General features: G+C 44.7%; 13 protein-coding genes. 12 read left to right on the top strand and 1 reads right to left on the bottom strand.

Annotated features, from left to right (window positions below):
* Nucleotides 1-122 precede the first annotated feature (122 nt).
* The 12 genes from AC1DLM_RS15340 (at nucleotide 123) to AC1DLM_RS15285 (ending at nucleotide 18,695) form a co-directional block, all read left to right on the top strand.
* Nucleotides 123-5,468: a carboxypeptidase regulatory-like domain-containing protein gene (locus AC1DLM_RS15340; protein WP_441987012.1), complete on the top strand. Its 5,346-nt coding sequence runs from the start codon at nucleotides 123-125 to the stop codon at nucleotides 5,466-5,468.
* 174 nt (nucleotides 5,469-5,642) lie between these two features.
* On the top strand, nucleotides 5,643-6,602 hold the full coding sequence (locus tag AC1DLM_RS15335) for a carbohydrate ABC transporter permease (RefSeq protein WP_171629600.1): 960 nt from the start codon (nucleotides 5,643-5,645) through the stop codon (nucleotides 6,600-6,602).
* Nucleotides 6,602-7,438 (top strand): carbohydrate ABC transporter permease, encoded by an 837-nt coding sequence (locus AC1DLM_RS15330; RefSeq protein ID WP_171629844.1) that lies wholly within the window; start codon nucleotides 6,602-6,604, stop codon nucleotides 7,436-7,438. The genes AC1DLM_RS15335 and AC1DLM_RS15330 overlap by 1 nt, the downstream gene beginning before the upstream one ends.
* An 86-nt stretch (nucleotides 7,439-7,524) precedes the next feature.
* Nucleotides 7,525-9,228 carry a sensor histidine kinase gene (locus AC1DLM_RS15325; RefSeq protein WP_441987011.1) on the top strand — a complete coding sequence of 568 codons (1,704 nt, stop codon included), beginning with the start codon at nucleotides 7,525-7,527 and terminating at the stop codon, nucleotides 9,226-9,228.
* A 31-nt stretch (nucleotides 9,229-9,259) separates the two neighbouring features.
* Nucleotides 9,260-10,816, top strand: a complete 1,557-nt coding sequence (locus AC1DLM_RS15320) for a response regulator transcription factor (RefSeq protein WP_477570441.1) — start codon at nucleotides 9,260-9,262, stop codon at nucleotides 10,814-10,816.
* A 122-nt stretch (nucleotides 10,817-10,938) separates the two neighbouring features.
* Complete coding sequence (locus AC1DLM_RS15315) at nucleotides 10,939-12,258, top strand: ABC transporter substrate-binding protein (protein WP_441987009.1); 1,320 nt, start codon at nucleotides 10,939-10,941, stop codon at nucleotides 12,256-12,258.
* A gap of 74 nt (nucleotides 12,259-12,332) precedes the next feature.
* A complete protein-coding gene (locus tag AC1DLM_RS15310; protein ID WP_441987008.1) occupies nucleotides 12,333-14,423 on the top strand; it encodes a glycosyl hydrolase 115 family protein in 2,091 nt (696 codons plus the stop codon).
* A 65-nt stretch (nucleotides 14,424-14,488) separates the two neighbouring features.
* Nucleotides 14,489-15,040: a GNAT family N-acetyltransferase gene (locus tag AC1DLM_RS15305; protein WP_441987007.1), complete on the top strand. Its 552-nt coding sequence runs from the start codon at nucleotides 14,489-14,491 to the stop codon at nucleotides 15,038-15,040.
* A gap of 120 nt (nucleotides 15,041-15,160) precedes the next feature.
* Nucleotides 15,161-15,712, top strand: coding sequence for an RNA polymerase sigma factor (locus AC1DLM_RS15300; protein ID WP_441987006.1), 552 nt, complete (start codon nucleotides 15,161-15,163; stop codon nucleotides 15,710-15,712).
* A 3-nt stretch (nucleotides 15,713-15,715) separates the two neighbouring features.
* Nucleotides 15,716-16,639 carry a DUF4871 domain-containing protein gene (locus tag AC1DLM_RS15295; RefSeq protein ID WP_477570440.1) on the top strand — a complete coding sequence of 308 codons (924 nt, stop codon included), beginning with the start codon at nucleotides 15,716-15,718 and terminating at the stop codon, nucleotides 16,637-16,639.
* 64 nt (nucleotides 16,640-16,703) lie between these two features.
* Nucleotides 16,704-17,591 carry a glycoside hydrolase family 43 protein gene (locus AC1DLM_RS15290; protein WP_477570439.1) on the top strand — a complete coding sequence of 296 codons (888 nt, stop codon included), beginning with the start codon at nucleotides 16,704-16,706 and terminating at the stop codon, nucleotides 17,589-17,591.
* A 399-nt stretch (nucleotides 17,592-17,990) separates the two neighbouring features.
* Nucleotides 17,991-18,695, top strand: a complete 705-nt coding sequence (locus AC1DLM_RS15285) for a phytanoyl-CoA dioxygenase family protein (RefSeq protein ID WP_441987003.1) — start codon at nucleotides 17,991-17,993, stop codon at nucleotides 18,693-18,695.
* A gap of 22 nt (nucleotides 18,696-18,717) precedes the next feature.
* On the opposite strand, the gene AC1DLM_RS15280 is transcribed toward AC1DLM_RS15285, so the two are convergent.
* Nucleotides 18,718-19,545: a helix-turn-helix domain-containing protein gene (locus tag AC1DLM_RS15280; RefSeq protein ID WP_477570438.1), complete on the bottom strand. Its 828-nt coding sequence runs from the start codon at nucleotides 19,543-19,545 to the stop codon at nucleotides 18,718-18,720.
* Nucleotides 19,546-20,010 lie beyond the last annotated feature (465 nt).

Here is a 20,010-nt window from a genome sequence, read left to right as displayed (position 1 = left end):
TTTTTGTGCGAAGTGAACCCGAATGATTGGAATAGTGAAAGAGAATCGTTCATTTACCTACTGGTATTGATGGGAAAATCGATCTTATAATATGGCATATCGAAATTAAGAGGAGGTCACACATGTTGCTTCAGCCCAAAAGATTGAAATGGTCATCCTTGATCCTCGCCATTGTACTCGTGTTTGGAATTGTAAGTTCTCTGCTTCCGGTATCTCGTGTTCAGGCGTCACCCGTCACGGGGATGATCTACTATGTAGATGCGACAGGAGGTAATGATTCGCATACAGGTACAAGTGAAGGCACAGCTTGGAAAACGCTAGAAAAAGTAAACGCTACCACTTTTCAACCTGGGGATCAGATTTTGCTTAAATCAGGTGAAGTTTGGGAAGGTCAGTTATGGCCCAAGGGCTCAGGTAGCCCAGGCAAGCCGATTATCGTTGATCAATATGGCAGCGGGAGTAAGCCTGCCATACAAGGGAAAGGCTTGGTAGAAGATGCGGTTCGTTTATTCAATCAGGAGTATTGGGAGATTCATCATTTAGACGTATCCAATGCTAAGCCAGCAACGGCTACACCAGGTGAGAACCTTGGTGATTACAGGGGCATTCATATCTCTGGTGATAATAGTTCAACATTGGATTATTTCCGTATCGTAGCTGTCGATGTTCATGATGTAACAGGACAAATCAACTGGATTAGCGGTACACAGCCAGTTCCACCACAGCCAGGCATCCGTTTTAAAACAGGCTGGGACGGCTCCAAAAAAACAGGAGGCATCGTGTTCGACACAACTGTGCCGAATATATTTAGTCCCCCTAGTCAAGCGACTGTTATTAATGATGTAATTGTGGAACAATCCACAATTACGAATACTTCTTTTGCGGGTATTACATTTAAGCAATACACAGGGGATGGAAAGGATGCGGATGGGAATACCATTGCCGTATCAACGGGCTGGGGCGAGCGTGCCAATGGGACCGATCCGAAATTCACACCGCATACCAATATTATAATTAGAGACAATTATATAACGCAGAAAGATACGGCATATGGCTGTAATGCGATGTATTTGACAGATATAAGAGGCGGACTTGTTGAAAATAATGTCGTCTATAAGGCAGGAACCTCAGGGATTGAAATGTACTATGCAGATGATATCGTCGTGCAGCACAATGAGGTTTATGAGACTACGCAAAAAGCGGGCGGAGCCGATTCCAATGGGATTGATCCGGATAAAGCGACAACAAAAATACTCATTCAATATAATTATATTCATGATAATGGAGATGGCATTCTAATCTGCCAATTTTCATTCGGCGATACCGTGATTCGTAACAATGTGATTAAAAGCAACACCAGATACCCCATATATCTGCATTCAGATAAGAAGGCGATAGCCGAGGTGTATAACAACACCATTTATAATGATAAAAGTAATTATTTGATCTATGGCTATGGCACTTCCTTAGACGCAACCTACAACATTCGTAATAATAATCTGTACACGACACGTGCAGGAGCGACAATAACTACTAGTGGAACAACGTTCTACGAGAATAACAACTATTTTGGTACTGGATTAATGATTCCTACTAGTGATACCAAGGCCCTACAAGTAGATCCTAAATTTGTTAGCACGGTGAGTGGCCCCTCTGGAACAATCGAAACAGGACCAAGGTTGGATTCAGCGCTGGGTTTTCGTTCAAAATCAGGTTCAGCGATGATTAATGCCGGAATGGCGATGCCGAACAACGGTTCGAAAGACTATGCGGGTAAAACGCTGTATAACGGACTCCCGGATATCGGGGCATTTGAATATTACACAGAAGCAGACAGCCCAACAGAATCAGTGAACGGAAAAGTAAAGGATGGTTCTGGCAAAGCAGTTGCTGGAGCGAAGGTATCCATGGTTGTTAATACGGTGAGTTATACGGCAACCAGTGATGCGAAAGGCTCGTTCGTGATTGCGGATGTACCGTTAGCTACGGGAGTAGAGCTTAAAACTGAAAAAACGGGTTATACGACGACGACCTCGACAATCGCGATTCAACCACCGAATATGACGACGTTGGATATTGTCATTACTTCCACAAGTCCTTATGGCAGTCTACGTGGAACCATTTTGGATGAGAAGATGTCCGCTCTTGAGGGAGTTTCTGCCAAAGTCATGTATGAAGGTGAGGAAATTGCAAGCGGAGCAACCGATCATACAGGCATTTTGCAATTAGGTCAGGTGCCGATCGGCGAGAATTACACAATTGTGCTTTCGAAAGCAGGTTACTTTACGGTTTTCAAAGGTAATGTCAGCATTACACCGGAGAGTCTCACGGATATTGGCAAAGTGCTGCTATCGAGCAAACAACCGCAAGTGCTGTACAATCATACATTTAATAGTCTTTCGACAGGAACATTGAGCTCGGGAAATAATTTGACAATCAGCGCCAGTGGCGGAAGTGTTGAGGTCGCTGAGGTCCCTAGTGTGTCAGATAAAAGTGTCCTCTTAACGAGAAGCAGCAACTCTGGAAGTACTAGTTTGTCTCAAACTTTTGCTACACCACTAACAGGGATTGTCACCATTGAAGCCGATTTGAAACGAAAAGACACGTATGTTAACGGGAATAACTGGATTAGCTTGCCCTATGTGTATGGCAGTACGAATCTAACGAACCCTGGCATTAGCTTTGCTTTTGATAAAGGCATAATGAAGGGATATAAAGGTACAACGACGACTGATTTTATGAAGTATGTTGTTGGCCAATGGTATAACATGCGTATGGTGATCGACATGGCTGCACAGAGTTTCGATCTATACATCGATGGTCTTAAAATAGTAGACCGTGCCCCATACCGAATCGCCATGGCGGATATTAAGAAAATTGATTTTTATGCGAACAGTACCAATTATGGCAGTGTGTATATCGATAATGTCCGCGTCACGCAAGGGATTGGTTACTCGAAGACAGACGCAACCCTTGCAGAGTTATCGAGTGATGCAGGAACATTAACACGTCTGGATGAAACACATTACGCGATACAAGTGCCGAGTAATGTGGAGCAGGTGAATCTGACACCTGTAGCTAGCAGTCCTAATGTAAAATCAATTCTTGTAAACGGTGTACCTGTTGGAAGTGGTAATAGCTCTGATTCCATTGCTTTAACTGGAGATGACACGGACATTCCCATTGTTGTAACAGCAGAAGATAATCTGACAACGGCAACCTATACCGTTTCGATTCATCGGATCTCTGCTCAGGTCGATGCATCTTTACAAGGACTACTTGTGAATGGTGGTACATTATCACCTGATTTTGATCCGAACATAACGCTATATCAAATCAATGTACCCTATGACATTCATGGCCTCACACTCGTTCCGACTGCAGGCAACAGCCAAGCGGATATCACGATCAATGGAAAAACGGTGTTAAGTGGTGCAACTTCAGAAGTAATTCCATTAGTGGAAGGACAAAATCTCATTGTCGTTTATGTAGTTTCACCTGATGGAACTGCAAACGAAACGTATGAGATTGGCGTTCACAGGGCCAATAGTCCTTATGGTCAAATATCAGGAACAGTCAAGGATCAAAGTAACCATAATGTATTTGGTGCTCATGTAACGCTTTCTAAACTTGGCGACTCAAGAACTACGATAACAGATGCGTCTGGTACATTTACCTTCTCTGACGTGGTGCCTGATACAGAATATACGATTACAGCACAAAAAGCAGGCTATGACGAAGCTACGACGGGGAATGTCACTGTGACAGTTGGACAGACTACGTTGGTTAACGCAATGTTCTTGCAAGCACACGGAGCTATTGCATCTTTAACAGGCGTCGCAGAAGCGACACCAGGCCAATCGATGCAATCTACTTTCCAAATTAACAATGTGTCGAGCAGTGTGTACTCGGCCGTGTATTCGGTTGACCTCATCGTGGGCTTTGATTCAACAAAGCTGCAGTGGATATCCACACTTCCAAGCTCATCGCAATTGCAAATAATACAGGCTGATCAAGCAACTGAGGGATCACTTACGATAAAAGTGTTGATGGCGGATGTCAATCAAGCTATCCCGCCTGATACCGATCTCTTCGTTGTAAAGTGGAAGGTAAAAGACTTAGCTCCCGCAGGTGAAACAGTAATCCGATTAGCGAAATCAGATGTAACGAATGGTCGGGGAGATCTATTTCAAGCGACGGCTTCAGAACATGCGCTTGAGATCAAACGGGTAGTGATTGTAGATCCTGATCCGAGACCAGATCCAGATCCAACCACAGATCCATCACCAGATCCAGATCCGGTTACGAAGCCAGACACGGGAACGAATACGACGAAAGACCCGTCCCAACTTTTGTTAGAGTCGAACGACCAAGGGATTGCTATGCTTACGAAAGCTAACTTAGAAAGCGCTATTCAATCTACACAAGATGATTCCAATGGCAAAAAAGTGATCGTTGTTAACTTGAAATCCAACAACTCATCCTTAGATCAATTTGGCCTGCTGCTCTCAGCTGAGCTGTTGAAGGCGAAGGAGCATGCATTTGAACTTAAGCTTCAATCGGAGTTAGGCACTATTGTGATCTCTGATCAAATGCTGAATGGTCTCAACAATCTAGGTGACATGGTGGAAATTCGCTTAAAGAAAGCTAACTCGATTGATAATCATCCTGTTTACGACATACAGCTGCTAGCGAATGGAGAGTCGATTGCTTGGCATAATCCAGAAGCACCAGTAACGATTCAGATTCCTTATTTGCCTTCACGAGAAGAAAAGCAGAATCCGGATCACATTGTCGTTTTTTATGTCAATCCACAAGGACAGATGATCCCTGTACCGAATGGGCATTATGACGTACAGTCAGGTCAAGTCATCTTTACTACTAAACATTTTAGTCAGTATACAATTATGTATAAGAGTCCGACTTTCACCGATCTAGCTTCAGTGAAATGGGCACAAGCGTCGATTGAAACACTTGCAGCCAAGGGAGTTATTGAAGGTAGAAATGTACAGGAGTTCGACCCACAAAGCAGCATTACACGAGCAGATTTCATTGTTCTATTGATGCGAGCACTAGATCTTTCAGCGCGAACAGTAGATGCCTTCACAGATGTTGACAGCAGTAACTATTATTTCAATGCGCTCACCAATGCCAAGGCATATGGCATTACAACGGGTACAGGAAATAACCTTTTTGAACCGACGAAACAGATCACGCGTGAGGATACGATGGTACTGACCGCAAGGGCACTTCAAGTAAGTAAGCAGCTTCCTAGTCGTCCAAGTTCAATAGAGGTAAAACTAGACTACACAGATGCTTCCGACATTTCTGACTACGCCAAAGGCAGCATTGCAGCCCTTACCGCCAAAGGCTTTGTTCAAGGTGATGAAACAGGCATTCATCCGAAGCAGGAGCTCTCCCGCGCACAGGCGGCGGTTCTGATTCATCGGATTGTAGTGAATAAGTAATCGTATAGAGGCAAGACCCAGGGCGAAAGTGCTCTGGGTCTTCTTTTTTTACTGTGAAATAGTGAAAGAACTTCATTCGATGCGCAATGTAACTAATCGGAGATGCCTTTTATAATAAACCTATAAGATAACAAGCGAATCTCGTAGCGCTTTGAACAGGGAGTGGAATGATTAATGGAAAGCACCGTGGAGCAAACAGACCGTTTGCTTGCAAAACCGAAGAAAAAGAAAATCCCGTTTCTTAGCCGATGGGAGTCTCCCGTGGCCGGATACCTCTTTTTGTCCCCGTGGCTGATTGGTTTTTTCCTGTTAACACTAGGGCCAATCTTGATGTCCTTGTATTACTCGTTTACGGACTACTCCTTGCTGGATGCACCGCATTGGCTTGGGGCACAGAACTACAAGCATATCGTGATGGAGGATGATACCTTCCGCGAGTCCATCAAGGTAACCTTACTATTCGTCGTATTCTCCGTACCGCTGAAGCTCGTTACAGCTCTGTTGGTGGCGATGCTGCTGAATAAGAAAATCAGAGGGATTTCCTTCTATCGGACGATGATCTACTTCCCATCATTGATTGGGACGAGTATCGCAGTGTCGATTCTATGGAAAAATATTTTCAGCAAAGACGGCTTTATTAACCAAGCCTTAGCACTTGTTGGCATTCAAGGGAAGTCATGGATTGCTGACCCTGACACTGCGTTAGGGACACTAGTACTTCTTATTGCGTGGCAATTCGGATCGGCCATGATTATTTTCCTTGCCGGACTGAAACAAATTCCAACGGATTTGTATGAAGCTTCCTCTGTAGATGGCGCTAGCAAGGTACGACAATTTTTCACGATCACGCTGCCGATGTTGTCTCCGATTATTTTGTTCAACTTTGTGCAATCAACGATTAATTCCTTCCAGATGTTTACACAGGCATTTATCATCACCAATGGGGGGCCAGTAAATTCAACGTATGTATACGTCATGTACTTGTATGAGCGAGCGTTCTCGAAGTTTCAAATGGGCTATGCCTCAGCGCTAGCTTGGATTTTACTGGTCATTATTGCAGCGGTAACCGCGCTTATTTTCGCAACCTCTAAATACTGGGTTTACTATGAGACGCAAGGAGGGAAGGGGAAATGATGGCAAGACGCCAAGGTTTGACCCATCTTTTATTACTAATTTCAAGCATCATTATGATGTATCCCGTTTTCTGGTGGTTAGGCGCTTCGCTCAAAACGAATGATGAGATGCGCTCGCCGAATTTATTTCCCGAAACATTCCGTTGGGCTAATTACACCGAAGGCTGGGTATCAGTACCTAACTATGACTTCAGTGTATTTTATATCAATAACTTTCAGTTAATTATTGGCGTATTATTCACAAGTATCGTATCTTGTTCACTAGTTGCGTTTGCTTTCGCCCGACTAGACTTCCCGCTTCGTAAGCTCTGGTTCGGTATCCTGCTGGTGACGTTAATGCTTCCGACGCAAGTAACGATCGTACCTCAGTATGTATTATTCAGTAAATTTGATTGGATTAATACGTATTTACCATTCTATGTCCCTCATTTGCTCGCAGGCGGCGTGGGAGGCCCCTTCTTTATCTATTTGCTAGTGCAATTTATTCGTTCCATTCCGAAAGAGTTGGATGAGTCTGCGAAAATAGATGGATGCTCTTGGTTCGGAATTTACTGGCGCATTATCATTCCATTGACCAAGCCTGCACTGGTTACTGTCGCCATTTATTGTTTCCTTTGGAACTGGGATGATTTCTTTGGTCAATTACTGTATATCAATTCCGTCGATAAATACACGGTTAACTTAGCCTTGAAGCTGTTCATTGATTCTGCAGGAACGGTGCCGTGGGGGCAAATGTTAGCCATGTCCTTAGTCTCTGTTATGCCTGCCGTGATCATTTTCTTCATCGCTCAGAAGCATTTCGTCGAAGGTATTGCTTCGGGTGCTTTAAAAGGATAAGCTTAGGATTGACTAGGAAAGCTGCTGCATTTGCTGCGGCTTTCTTTGCATAAGAGCTTAGTTTGAATCATACGGAGGGCAGAGACATGCTGCAAAATCCATTCAAAACATATCGCATTATCGCGGTTTATTTCTTCAGCTCAGCCGTCATTATTGCCATGCTGATCGGCATTGTTATTGCCGTTAGTTACTCGGGGACTTCGAGTGAAATTGCTTCCAATACTTCTTTTTATCAGCAGCGCTTGCTGAATGAATTGAGCAAAAAAATGAGCACAAGCTTAATTGGTATTGAGCAGACCTCGGGAACCTCGGCTAAGAATGTCGATCTCCTATACGGCCGATTACGAGATAAGGACGCTTATGAGCGCCTGCAAATCGAGACGGATCTGCAGAGTCAATTGAACTATCTTGTCTTCGGCACACCAATTCTGCAATCGATCCATGTCTATTCGGATTACCCGTTTACATCGGACACCCAAGGTCCTGTTACGTTCTTCCAGATGTCGCAATTAGATAAGGAAGCATGGTATCCAAGTATTCTAGACACGGACAGCGCTTGGCTTGGCGAGCACAAAATCATGTCCAATGGACGAGAAGAATCGGTGATAAGTTTCGCCCGTAAGGTCATCAATAATAGCAACCAGTATTACAGCTTGATGGTTTTCAATATTAAAGTATCGAGCATTCGGCATCTGATTTCAAGTGAAGACGATACGACCAATATGGCGTTACTTGATGCAGCAGGCAGATTGATTACGCATTCTGGCAACAGCAGCAAATTGCAGCAAGCGACACTCACATTGAAGGGGGAGTTGGATAAGCCAAGCGGTTCCTTACGTGTGGAGGATGATTTCTTCGTTTGGGCCAAATCACCAGATTCCCAGTGGACTCTCTTTGAGGCAAGCTCTTGGGGTGAAATGACCAAAGGCAGTAAAAGCATGGCGAAGCTCTTCCTTCTTCTTGGAGCTACCTCGATTGTGCTCGTGCTGCTGCTTACCTTATTCTTATCCCGCAGATTCATGAGACCGATGAATCAATTGATTCGAGCCATGGGGCAGTATTCACCAGGGGAAGATCAAGGTTTACCAACCGACTATAAGAATGAGTTTGGGAAATTATTTCATGGGTATCGTAAGTTAACACAACGTATCGAAGACCTCTATGAATCTCTGCGGGAGCAGCATGTGCAGCAGCGGGCAGCAGAGCTGAAATCGTTGCAAATGATGATCAATCCTCATTTTCTATATAATACGCTTGATCAGATTAACTGGACGGCGATCGAGGCGGGGCAGAATAAGATCAGCTCTATGCTCGCGCAAGTCGCGAGTATGTTTCGTTTAGCGCTATCTAATACGAACAGTCTAGTGGCTGTGACGGAGGAAGTCGCGCACATTGAACACTATTTGAAATTTCAGCAGGTGCGTTGGGAAGATAAAATGTCATATCAAATTAAAGTGGATGAGAGTTGTAAGAACTCGCTGATGCCGAAGATTTTTCTACAGCCGTTCGTAGAAAATGCGTTTATGCATGGCTTTCATGGCGCTTCCGAAGCTGAGATAGGTATAGACATTAATCGAGATGAGAACAACTTATATGTAACCATTACGGATAATGGCAAGGGGCTCAGTGTTAATTGGCAGAACAAGCCTAGGAAGCGCGGAGGCTATGGACTTCGTAATGTGAAGGAAAGGCTGGATGCCCTATTCGGCAAGCAATATAGCTTGCAACTGAGTAACCGGGAGCAAGGCGGCGTTCAAGTTGACATTCGATTCCCACTATCAGACGAATAACCATATTTATAACATAAGGGAGTACACGAGCATGTGGAAAATAGCGATAGTGGATGATGATTTTCAGGTTTTGCGAGGTTTACGGCATATCATACCTTGGGCTGAGCTGGATGCCGAATTCGCAGGAGAGGCGATTGACGGAGAAAGTGGACTCGAGTTAATCCGTGAAGTGGAGCCTGATATCGTCATTACGGACTTATATATGCCTGGCATTAGCGGTATTGAAATGATTGAGAAACTGCGGGGGGAAGGTTTTCAAGGCAGATTTATTATTCATAGCGGTTATACTGATTTTGAGTATGCGAGGCAAGCGATTCGACTGGATGTCGACGATTATTTGAATAAACCAATAACGATTGAACAAATTCGCGAAGTTTTGTTTCGGACGATTGGACAATTAGAAGATTTCTATCTGGAAAAAATGGAGAAAAAGCGGCTTGTTCGTTTTGTTCAAAACTATGAGAAACAAATGGCCGATGAGCAGCTAGCCGCTCTGCTTAATGGTACTCTTCAGCCTAATTCGGCTGACATGAAGCTTCCCCATGTCGAAGCGTACTGGACAGATTATGATCAACAGGTCGTCGTGCTTGAACTAGTGAAGACAGACCGAGTTACGGATATCTCGGTGGCAGATTGGCATTTATTTCGCTTCGCCATGTCCAATATTACGAAGGAATTAACGCAGCAGGAATGGCCGGAATCAGCGTTTATTTGGTTATTCGGGCCGTATTCAGCACTTGTTCTGCACATTCCTCGCAGCGAAGCAGATGAGAAATCTCTTGAACGATCTGCTCGCTTCATAGAGACCTTAACAAGCAGCATGCTGCGGTATTTGGGTTTAACGGTGAAAGCGGCGGTAGGTGAACGCATAAGTAAATGGGAAGATTTGAAAAAGTCAGCAGATGTTGCTTTCGAATCATTACAAGCATTTGAACAAGGACAAGGTGCGGTGGATCTGGTTCGTTACCTGTCCCAATCTTTGCAGGAAAGCAGTGAAGAAGAGCTGTGGTCGCATATTCAGCGCTTCATTAACCGGCAAGAGGCGTCAGCCAAAGGCGGCGATCCCAAGCTATTCTATCGTGTCTTAGCTACGGAAATTTGGACGTTGCTGCAATATGCAGCACAGCAAGCTGACATGTCGATCACCCCTACGGATGAGAATGAGTTGGTTACGTCAACGGATACGATTATTCATCGTGCGGATGTAGAGAGCTTCCTGCAAGCCAAGGTGAAGAGCATTGGACTCAAGCGACAGCCAAGCGTTAACCAGAAGCATAAAGGAGCCGTCGATTTCATGCTCGGTTACATTCATGAGCATTATGCGAAAGACATTACGATGGATGAGTTGGCGGGACAGCTATTTATCTCGAAAAATTATTTGAATCAGTTGTTTAAAAAGGTGACAGGGGAAACCTTTATGAACTATGTCATTCGTGTCCGACTGGAGAAAGCGAAGGCTCTTCTCTTAGAAGGCAATTTGTTGATTTATGAAGTCTCTGAGCAGGTTGGATATCAAAATGTGCCATATTTCAGTACTCTTTTCAAGAAATATTGCGGAATTAACCCGAGTGATTTGCTGAAAAAGTAGGTTTTCTCCCCACTTGTTTCAAAAACTGAAAGAAATCAGTTCGATTCTCTCCTATACCGTTCAGGCTTTCAGCGATACGATAAGTGTGTGAGATCGACATATGCGAGAGGGGTAATTATACAATGAAGAAAAAATTAATGACTACTGCACTATCACTTGTTGTCGTGGCATCCATGTCAGCTTGTGGATCCAAAACGGAGGAAGCTCCAGCGAAAGCTACGGTTCAACCAACAGCAGCTGCCACGACTAAAGCGGAACCAGCCGCTCCAGTCAAATTGCGTATTGCTTGGTGGGGAGCGCAAGAGCGTCATGATGCGACTCAGAAGGCATTAACTCAATATACGGCACTTCATCCAAATGTTACTTTTGAAAGCGAATTCTCCGGTTGGGACGGCTACTTCGATAAGCTCGGCGTTCAGTTCGCAGCGAAAAATGCGCCTGACATTATCCAAATGGATGCTGCTTACTTGAATGAGTATGTTGGACGTAATTTGGTTGCTGATCTAGGCAGCATTAATGTTGCAGATATGGATAAAGCGCTTATCGAATCAGGTAAAGTGAATGGCAAGCTCTTCGCAATGCCGTTAGGAACTGCCGCACTTGGCATGGCTTACGATAAAACGGTGATCGAGAAATTAGGTTTAAAGGCACCGGCTTGGGACTGGACTTGGGATGATTACTATAAATTCGGTCAAGATGCCAAAGCCAAACTAGGGAAAGATAAATACGTTTTCGTTGATCAAAGCTCAGATTTAGTTGACTATACAGCTTATCAGCTTAGTCAAGGTAAAGGGCAGTCTTTTACAGATAACAAGCTATCGATCGATAAAGATACATGGATTACCTACATGAATAAGCAATCCGAAATGCGTAAAGCAGGCATCGTTACACCTGCTGATATTACGGTGACAGACAAAGAACTTGATCCGAAAATGGATAGTGTGGTCAATGGAACAGCGCTTGCTCGTCACATTTTCTCCAACCAAGTTGGTGCTATTAATGGTCTTAAACCAGACGCTTTTGGATTTACAACACTTCCTAAAGCAGGTCAAACGGGTGGTTGGTTGAAACCAGGCATGTTCTGGAGTGTGAACGCAGGCTCCAAGCAACAAGATGAAGCGAAGAAATTCGTTGAATGGTTCATTAACGACCAAGAAGCAGGGAAAACATTATCATTAACACGTGGTATTCCAGGAAATGCGAAAATCGTAACGACTTTAGCACCAAATTTCAGCGCGTCTGACAAAACATCCGTTGATTTCATTAACAAAGTAGGACCGGCAGCACAGAAATTCGTGGCTGAACCGCAAGGCTGGGGTAACTTCAAGAAAGACTACAAAACGATCGTAGAGAAAGTTATGTTCGACAAAGCAACAGCTGATCAAGCTTACGAAGAATTAATGAAAAAAGCTAAAGAGTATGATACAGCAGTAAAAAAATAATAGATGGCATAGAATCATGGCGTTGTCGCTTCTTAGGACGCGCCATGATTTTTTCCTTCGATAGGGGTGTAGACTTGCATATAAATGTGAATAGTAAATCAACGTTACGGCTGGAGGGAAGGCTTTCTATTTGTCCGCCAGATCGATTGGGAATGCCAGTTCGTCATGCCTTAAATATGCTTACTAGAGATATCCTACATGTGCTCGGTACGGAACCAATTCTAGTAAATGAACCCGCACATGCAGAGATTGTCATTCGTTATGCGTCTGAGCATGATAGCTGTGCGATGCATACGGAAGCATTTGCTCTACGATATACGCACGATGGTGAGAAGTTGCAATTACATGTCGTTGCTAATGATGACTTGGGGCTCGTTTACGGTATCTTGCATGTGAGTGAAACGATTCTAGGCATTCATCCATTCTGGTATTGGATGGATCAGCCGATTCAGAAATGCACTACGATAGAAGTGAATTGCGAACCCTATAACTCACCTGTAGCTAAAGTGAGATTCCGCGGGTGGTTCGTCAACGATGAGGTATGTCTCATAGGATGGAAAGAGACGTACCCACCTTCGCGTGAAGTATGGCTGCCCGTTTTTGAAGCGCTGCTTCGCTGTGGTGGAAATATGGTGATTCCGGGGACGGATCTACCGAAGACAGGTATTCATTTAGAGCTAGCAGCAGAAATGGGGTTGTGGATTACCCATCATCACGCGGAGCCTTTGGGCGCAGAAATGTTCCTAAGAGCTTATACTGGCAGATCGGCCAGCTACAAGGAGGCCCCTGAATTATTTGAAAAGTTATGGCTGAAAGCCATTGAGAAGCAAAAGAATCAAAACATTCTGTGGGTGCTCTCATTCAGAGGGCAGGGGGATAAGCCTTTTTGGGAGAATGATCCATCCTTTGATACACCAACAAAGCGTGGGGAAATGATTTCCCGCGTCATATATCGCCAATACGAGATGATTAAGGAAGCCGTTGATAACCCCGTCTATTGTGTAGCTTTGTACGGTGAGATTGCAGAGCTATATAAAGACGGTTATATTGAATTGCCTCATGATGTGATCAAAATTTGGGCGGATAATGGGTATGGCAAAATGGTGTCTCGTCGGCACGGGAATTTGAATGTGCGGATGCGAGCGCTGCCTGCTGCGGATGATGGTGGTCAGCATGGTATCTATTACCACGTGACCTTCCATGATCTTCAAGCATCGAATCATTTGACGATGTTTCAGGGTTCGGCTGCCTTTGTGAAGGAGGAACTGGAGAGCGCTTTTGAAGCGGGATGTACCGATTATCTCCTGCTCAATTGCGGGAATATTCGTCAGCACGTGTATTTGCTAGATCTTGTTCGTGAGCTGTGGCTTCAAGGAACGATGGATGTCGAGACTCATTTACAGGCATTTGTTAGTCGCTATTACCCAAGTCATCAGGAAGAAATTGCTGGTTTGTATCGCACGTATACAGATGCCTCCATTGCATATGGGCCTCATGCTGATGATCTGGCTGGAGACGAGTTTTATAATCATCCTGCGAGAAGATTGATCGGTCATTGGCTGCAAGGGCGTACAAATGAAGCGGATCGTGGCTTGCTGTGGGCGACGGGAGAAGGTAGTTTCGCTGAGCAAATACAATGGTTTGAACAGCGAGCTGAAGAGGGACATGCTTCTTGGTCCAAGTGGGTCAAGGCATGTGAGGAGCTGCTTAGCAAATTGGATGGTGAGGACAAACAGCGAGCTATTGACCATTTGTGGCTGCCAGGTGTCATTCACCAGACAGGTTCGGAAGGATTGCTATGGCTCTGCCGTTCCTATGTAGCTGCTCGGAGCGAACAATATGCGCAAGCCTTCGTATTTGCTTCACAATCCATGTGGTGTTACGACAAAGGTTTACAGGCACTTCGCTTGGCAGAGCATGGCAAATGGGCGAATTTCTATCGTGCCGATTGGTTAACGAATATCGCGAGTACCGTTACTAATATAGATACACTGCGCAGATTCCTGCGTATGCAGGGGGATAGTCCAGACTTTTTCCACTGGTACAAAGAATACCTTATGCCAGAAACGGAGAAATATATTTACTTGGAAAACACACACAGGAATCCCCTTTCGGATGATGAGCTCGCTAACCAATTACAGCACTATTTTCTTAAACAAAAATAGCGTGATTTGAACCATTCTTTATTCCGACGTATAATAACAGGACTTCTAGATAAAGGATGGTATTCATGAATGACAATAATGGTAGAGTCTACATCCGGTTTCTGGATGTAAGTGACACTGATGATATGCTGAACCTCATGCTGCGTAATCGTGAATTATTCGAGGGCGTTAGTCCTAAGCGCAATGAATCTGTTTATACAAAAGAAGTACAAGAGAAGGGCATTGAAAACGGGATCAAACAAAGAGAAGAAGATAAGCGTTACGCTTTCGGCATTTTTCTAACGGAAACGGATCAACTTATTGGTGATATTTCGCTTTTTGAAGTCCAACGTGGGCCACATCAGAAGTGCATTCTCGGTTATAGCATGGACCAGGCGCATAATGGAAAAGGGTACATGACAAAAGCGATTCAACTGATCATGAAATTCGCGTTTGAAGAAATAGGATTACTACGTGTAGAAGCAGGTGTCATGCCGCGTAATGTGGGGTCGATGCGTGTGTTGGAAAAAGCAGGCTTCAAGCAAGAAGGGCTGGCACGCAAGTTGTTGGAAATTAATGGCGTACGTGAGGATCACGTGTTGTTTGCTATGTTGGCTGAGGATTATTTGGACGTGTAAAAGAATAATACTTGAACGGTAATGCGGTAGCTCTAGACTTTATATAGGTCTGGAGCTATTTTTTTTCCACAATAAGGAACCTTTTCCGGGTTGTACGGTCTTATTAGTTGAGGTGAGCGCGTGGCGAACGATTTCGAGTATTTAAAATATTTGGCTCAAGGGTATGACCGGGAGCTTGTACTACGAGACTTAATGGAAGAGTTCGGGGATGATGTATGGAACTTTGCCTTTTTCTTAACACGCCGTTCTCATGTGGCAGACGATATATCCCAAGACGTATTTCTTGCGGCATTTACTGGGATGTATGCGTTTCGCGGGGATTGCTCTGTGAAGAGTTGGCTGCTTACAATCACAAGAAATAAATCACTCCATTACCTGCAAGGGGCATTCTTTCGAAAAGTAACTTTGACGGATCGGTTCATCTCGACGGGCAGCTCGCCAGCTGCGGAGCAGGTTGTTTTCGATCGGAATGACACACGTGATCTCTGGGACTTGGTGATGACATTACCTCGTAAATATCGGGAAGTGCTTATTCTGGATTATCATTATGGACTCAAAATGATTGAAATTGCCAAGCTATTGCATGTCTCGGTTGGTACCATCAAATCAAGATTAAATCGGGCCAAGAAAAAGATGAATGCGTTAGTTACCTATAACAAGGAGGAGGTGTAGGGGATGAATGATGAAAAGCCTGCCTGGGCAAAGCGAATGGCAGATTCGCCTTTTGAAGATCGACATTTTACAAAGAAACTCACAAATCGTGTCCTTCATCGTGTCACTGAAACGAGTGATTCCTCCAAACAACGATATAAATTTGGGGCGGCAACTATGATGATTCTAGTTATTGTGATTGTGTTTGGTTTCGTAGGTGGGCCAAGTCCCGAATATGCAAATATCCATGAGCAGAAAGCTTACTATGAGCAGGGGCGTCTGATTTTTTATGTAGCTCCTGAGCCTAACGCGAGGGCTGGAGAAATGAATGGGTATATGTTTCATTTTGAAGCTGCAATGGAGACCTTTATAGGTAAAACGTTAACTATTCAGGCTGTACAGCTACAAACTGGAAGAAGTGAAACGGTCGCTTCTGAGAAAATTGAAACACCTAGCCCTGGGTATCTTAGCCTTGAAAGGTATACGACCCGATTTACGCTTCCCCTTGAAGGCATGTGGCGACTAGACGTGAAATTAGACGATCAGTTATTCGGACATGTAATCGTAAATTTGGAAACACCATCTTGGGAGCTAAGTCCGATGTTTCAATCAGGGAATTATTGGATGCGCGGTATTGCGAAACAGATTGGCTTTATTGATGCTGGATTTATAGCTGGAAGAAATCAGAAATATATGTGGCATTTCTGGGGGACGGATGAAGAGCTTGCTGGGCCATTCCAAGTTTATGCCGTAAAAGAAGGAACGAATTCATTTGTCGAAGTATTTTCATCTAATCTCTCGGCATCAGCTAACGTCTTAGGGCCAGCAAACAATGGTGCTGACCGACATCTTCCTACCCTGATGATGCTCCCGGAAAAAGGTCGTTGGCGTTTACTGCCGTACGTACACGGACGATTGCTGCCTTCCATTGTGGTCGATGTGAAGTAATGTTGCTGTTTAATCGCTGATCCCCCTATAATGAAGGGAAATAACCGCTGGAGGATTACTAGTTATGAGTCTACTACAGTTAAGCGACATTCATTTCCGCGATCCGTATGTCTTAGTTGATCAGACGAACGGCAAATATTATTTGTACGGTTCTACTGGGCAAAATGTGTGGGAAGGTCCAGCAATCGGATTTGATGTGTATGTCAGTGAGGATTTAGCTGGATGGGAAGGACCATTTCAGGCTTTCCGTCCATCGCCTGACTTCTGGTCAAATAAACACTACTGGGCTCCGGAGGTCTATGCGCGTGACGGGCGCTATTATACGCTGGCCAGCTTCAAAGCCGACAATCGATGCAGAGCTACCTGTTTGCTGATCGCCGATACGCCGCTGGGGCCATTCGAACCTGCGGGTGATACGCTTACGCCTCGGGATTGGGAATGCTTGGACGGCACGCTGTACGAGGATGAATCGGGGACTCCATGGATGATTTTCTGCCGGGAGTGGCTGGAAGTGAAGGATGGAGAGATGTACGCGGTTCAGCTGCAGGCGGATCTTCAGAAAGCCGTTTCCGAGCCGATCCTTTTATTCCGTGCCTCGGAGGCTCCATGCTCAGTTGGTTTTGGCGAGCAGTCAAGCAACTATGTCACGGATGGCCCTTATCTACACCGAATGCCGAATGGCGAACTTGTCATGCTCTGGTCGACGACTGGGGTAAATGGGTATACGATGGGCTTAGCCCGCTCGTCCTCAGGTAAGGTGACCGGACCTTGGATACAAGATGCGGAACCGCTGGATATCCGCGATGGCGGACACGGCATGATATTTCACAAATTTGACGGTACGCTCCAGTTGACCATTCATCAGCCGAACAAGCATCCATTGGAGCGTCCAGTTATGTGGCCCATCGAGGTAAACAAAGGGATGATTCAACTCGCTAAACCGGCTGAGTAAAGCAGTTTTCGTAAATAAATGGAAAATATCCAGTTATTTCAACTCAATTTGAACTAGATTGGATTTTAACTGGAAAAGCTCCATCTAATTTTCGTGTTTCGGCTACAAATGACGAGAATGATTGATTTTAGCTGTATGTTTTCCAGTTATTTCATAAAACAGGGAAGGAAACACGGAAATAGATGTACTTTTTCCATCTAATGCAGCTGATAGATACAAATGCTCCATACAACTGCCGCAGATCACTAATCTGCGGCAATTTCTCTTTCTCATGAGTCATGAAACATGCCGCCACTGAACAAAATTGCTAATTCTCACTCTCGTAAATGCAAGAAATTTCACGTTAAATTCAGTACGATGGAAGGGAAGTAATCAAGGGATCTTAAGGAGGCAGTCGCGATGTCACGAGTTACGAACTTTCAATTAACAGAGGAAATGATCAACCAGTTTTATCGGGAGGGATACTTTTACGCACCAGGATTTATAACTGCGGAGACCGTGGAAGCGATCAACAATGAGAATGCCGTGTTCGCGAATACGCTAGGCGACGGGCAGTGGAAAAGTCATGCAATTATCGACATCGCCAAAGAGAAAGCTGCTTATCCTGAAACAACAAGCTTTCTGACGAATCAGGATGTCGTTGGTGTGTTTGAACGAATTTTGGGCGATGAGGTCAAGCTGTGGATGGGGATGTATGCCGTTGTGGATCCGCAGGGGAAGGGACTCGAGTGGCACCAGGATAATCAATACACACATATTCTTGGTCACATGCTGAATGGTTTTATTGCACTTGATCATATCTCGCAGGAGAATGCGGGACTTTGGCTCGCGCCTGGTTCCCATCTTCTAGGTCGACAACCAAATCTCAATACAGAAGAGGGGCATAAACGAGCAGATGAGCCTGCCAACGGAACGCCATGCCATCCGATGGCACCGGGGGATGCGGTATTTTTCCATCGCGAAACGCTCCACCACAGTAAAATGAATCATACGGATAGACCAAGACGTGCCTATGCTTTCCAAGTTGGAGCGGTGAACTGCCGTTACGCGAAGACGGGCAAGTTGCTGGAAGACCGCGTACAGCTATCAGGATACCAACTCTAGACGGAGTGGGTACGACAAGGGTTCAACGCTTGCGATATTCCCTCGGAGTCAAGTGATGGAGCTCTTTGAATACTTTATTAAAATAACTCGCTGATCCGAAGCCACAAGTTAGGGCGATGTGCGTAATGGATTTCGCTGTCGATTGAAGCATATGACCGGCATATTGAAGACGTAACCGAATGATAAATTCATTCGGAGTTAATCCCGTCACTTCCCTGAATTTGGTATAGAACCACGTTTTCTTGAGGTGCGATTGTTCAATCACAATGTCCATATCCAACTCTTCTGCCCAATGCGCCATGAGATAGTCAATTGCCTGGATAATGCCCTGCGCGGAGGAATCCTCTAGTAGTTGATCGCGGTTATGCATCAAATAGTACCTCTGCATATGAACAAGCATTTGGATCATCAAGGTTTGCTGCTGAAGTTCCCATCCGGGGAGCGAGTGCTTCGCTTCCTCGAGCGCTTCAAGGGCCAGTCTTTTTACCGATTGAGCGTAATCCGAATCCGCTGGAATGAGTGGTGAAGTATTCGTCATGTAAAAAGGTGTAAGCAAACTGGAACCTCGGGGCATGACCCCAACGAAAGAAGGAGAGAAAAGCAGCATGATCCAACGACTGGGCTGCCCCTCCTCTTGGGTTAGATTCCAATGCGGCTCGAAGGGACGCAGCAGGAAGATATCCCCTGGACCTGCATAATAGCACGCATCTCCGATCTTGTATTTCATCCCTTGGTCCAGCGCTATACTGACCTCGAGAGCATCGTGCATATGTAAATCATGGTCGGTGAATTGGGCGTATTTCTCTTGGATCGTGTAGCCGGCAGCTAGGGGCAGGCGCTCATACTGCAAGGATGGATCACTCCTTTTAGGGGATTCATATGATTAAGTATAACTTTTTTGAAAAAAGGAAAACAGCAGCATATCCGAATATAGAACTGGATGTATGTTCACCTAGAGAATGGAGATCGACGGAGTGAAGCACACACCGTTTCATTGCATAGCGCTCATTGGAGTGATGCAGGGGAACGGTTTTTTGTTCGTAACGGACTCAACTGGCCTTATTTGCTCCAAATCAGTGTTTTTGAAATTCTAACGGACACAAACGTCGCTATTCACTAGAATTTTGCTTATTTCCTATTATTAGGTGCAAATAAAGGCAATCGTGTCCGTTAGATTCAGGGAAGTCTCACTCCATGCCAAATAACGTTTTTCTTGTCCGTTAGGAGATGAAAGATTCTGAATATGCGACGGTAACGGGTATAAATTAGGTGGGAAAAAAATAGCAGTCAACCATATAGTGATTAATTCCGTCGC

It is taken from the genome of Paenibacillus sp. 01T442, from assembly GCF_056398345.1.
Note: the sequence above shows the minus strand (reverse complement) of the source record. Positions and strands in the feature narration are given on the sequence as shown.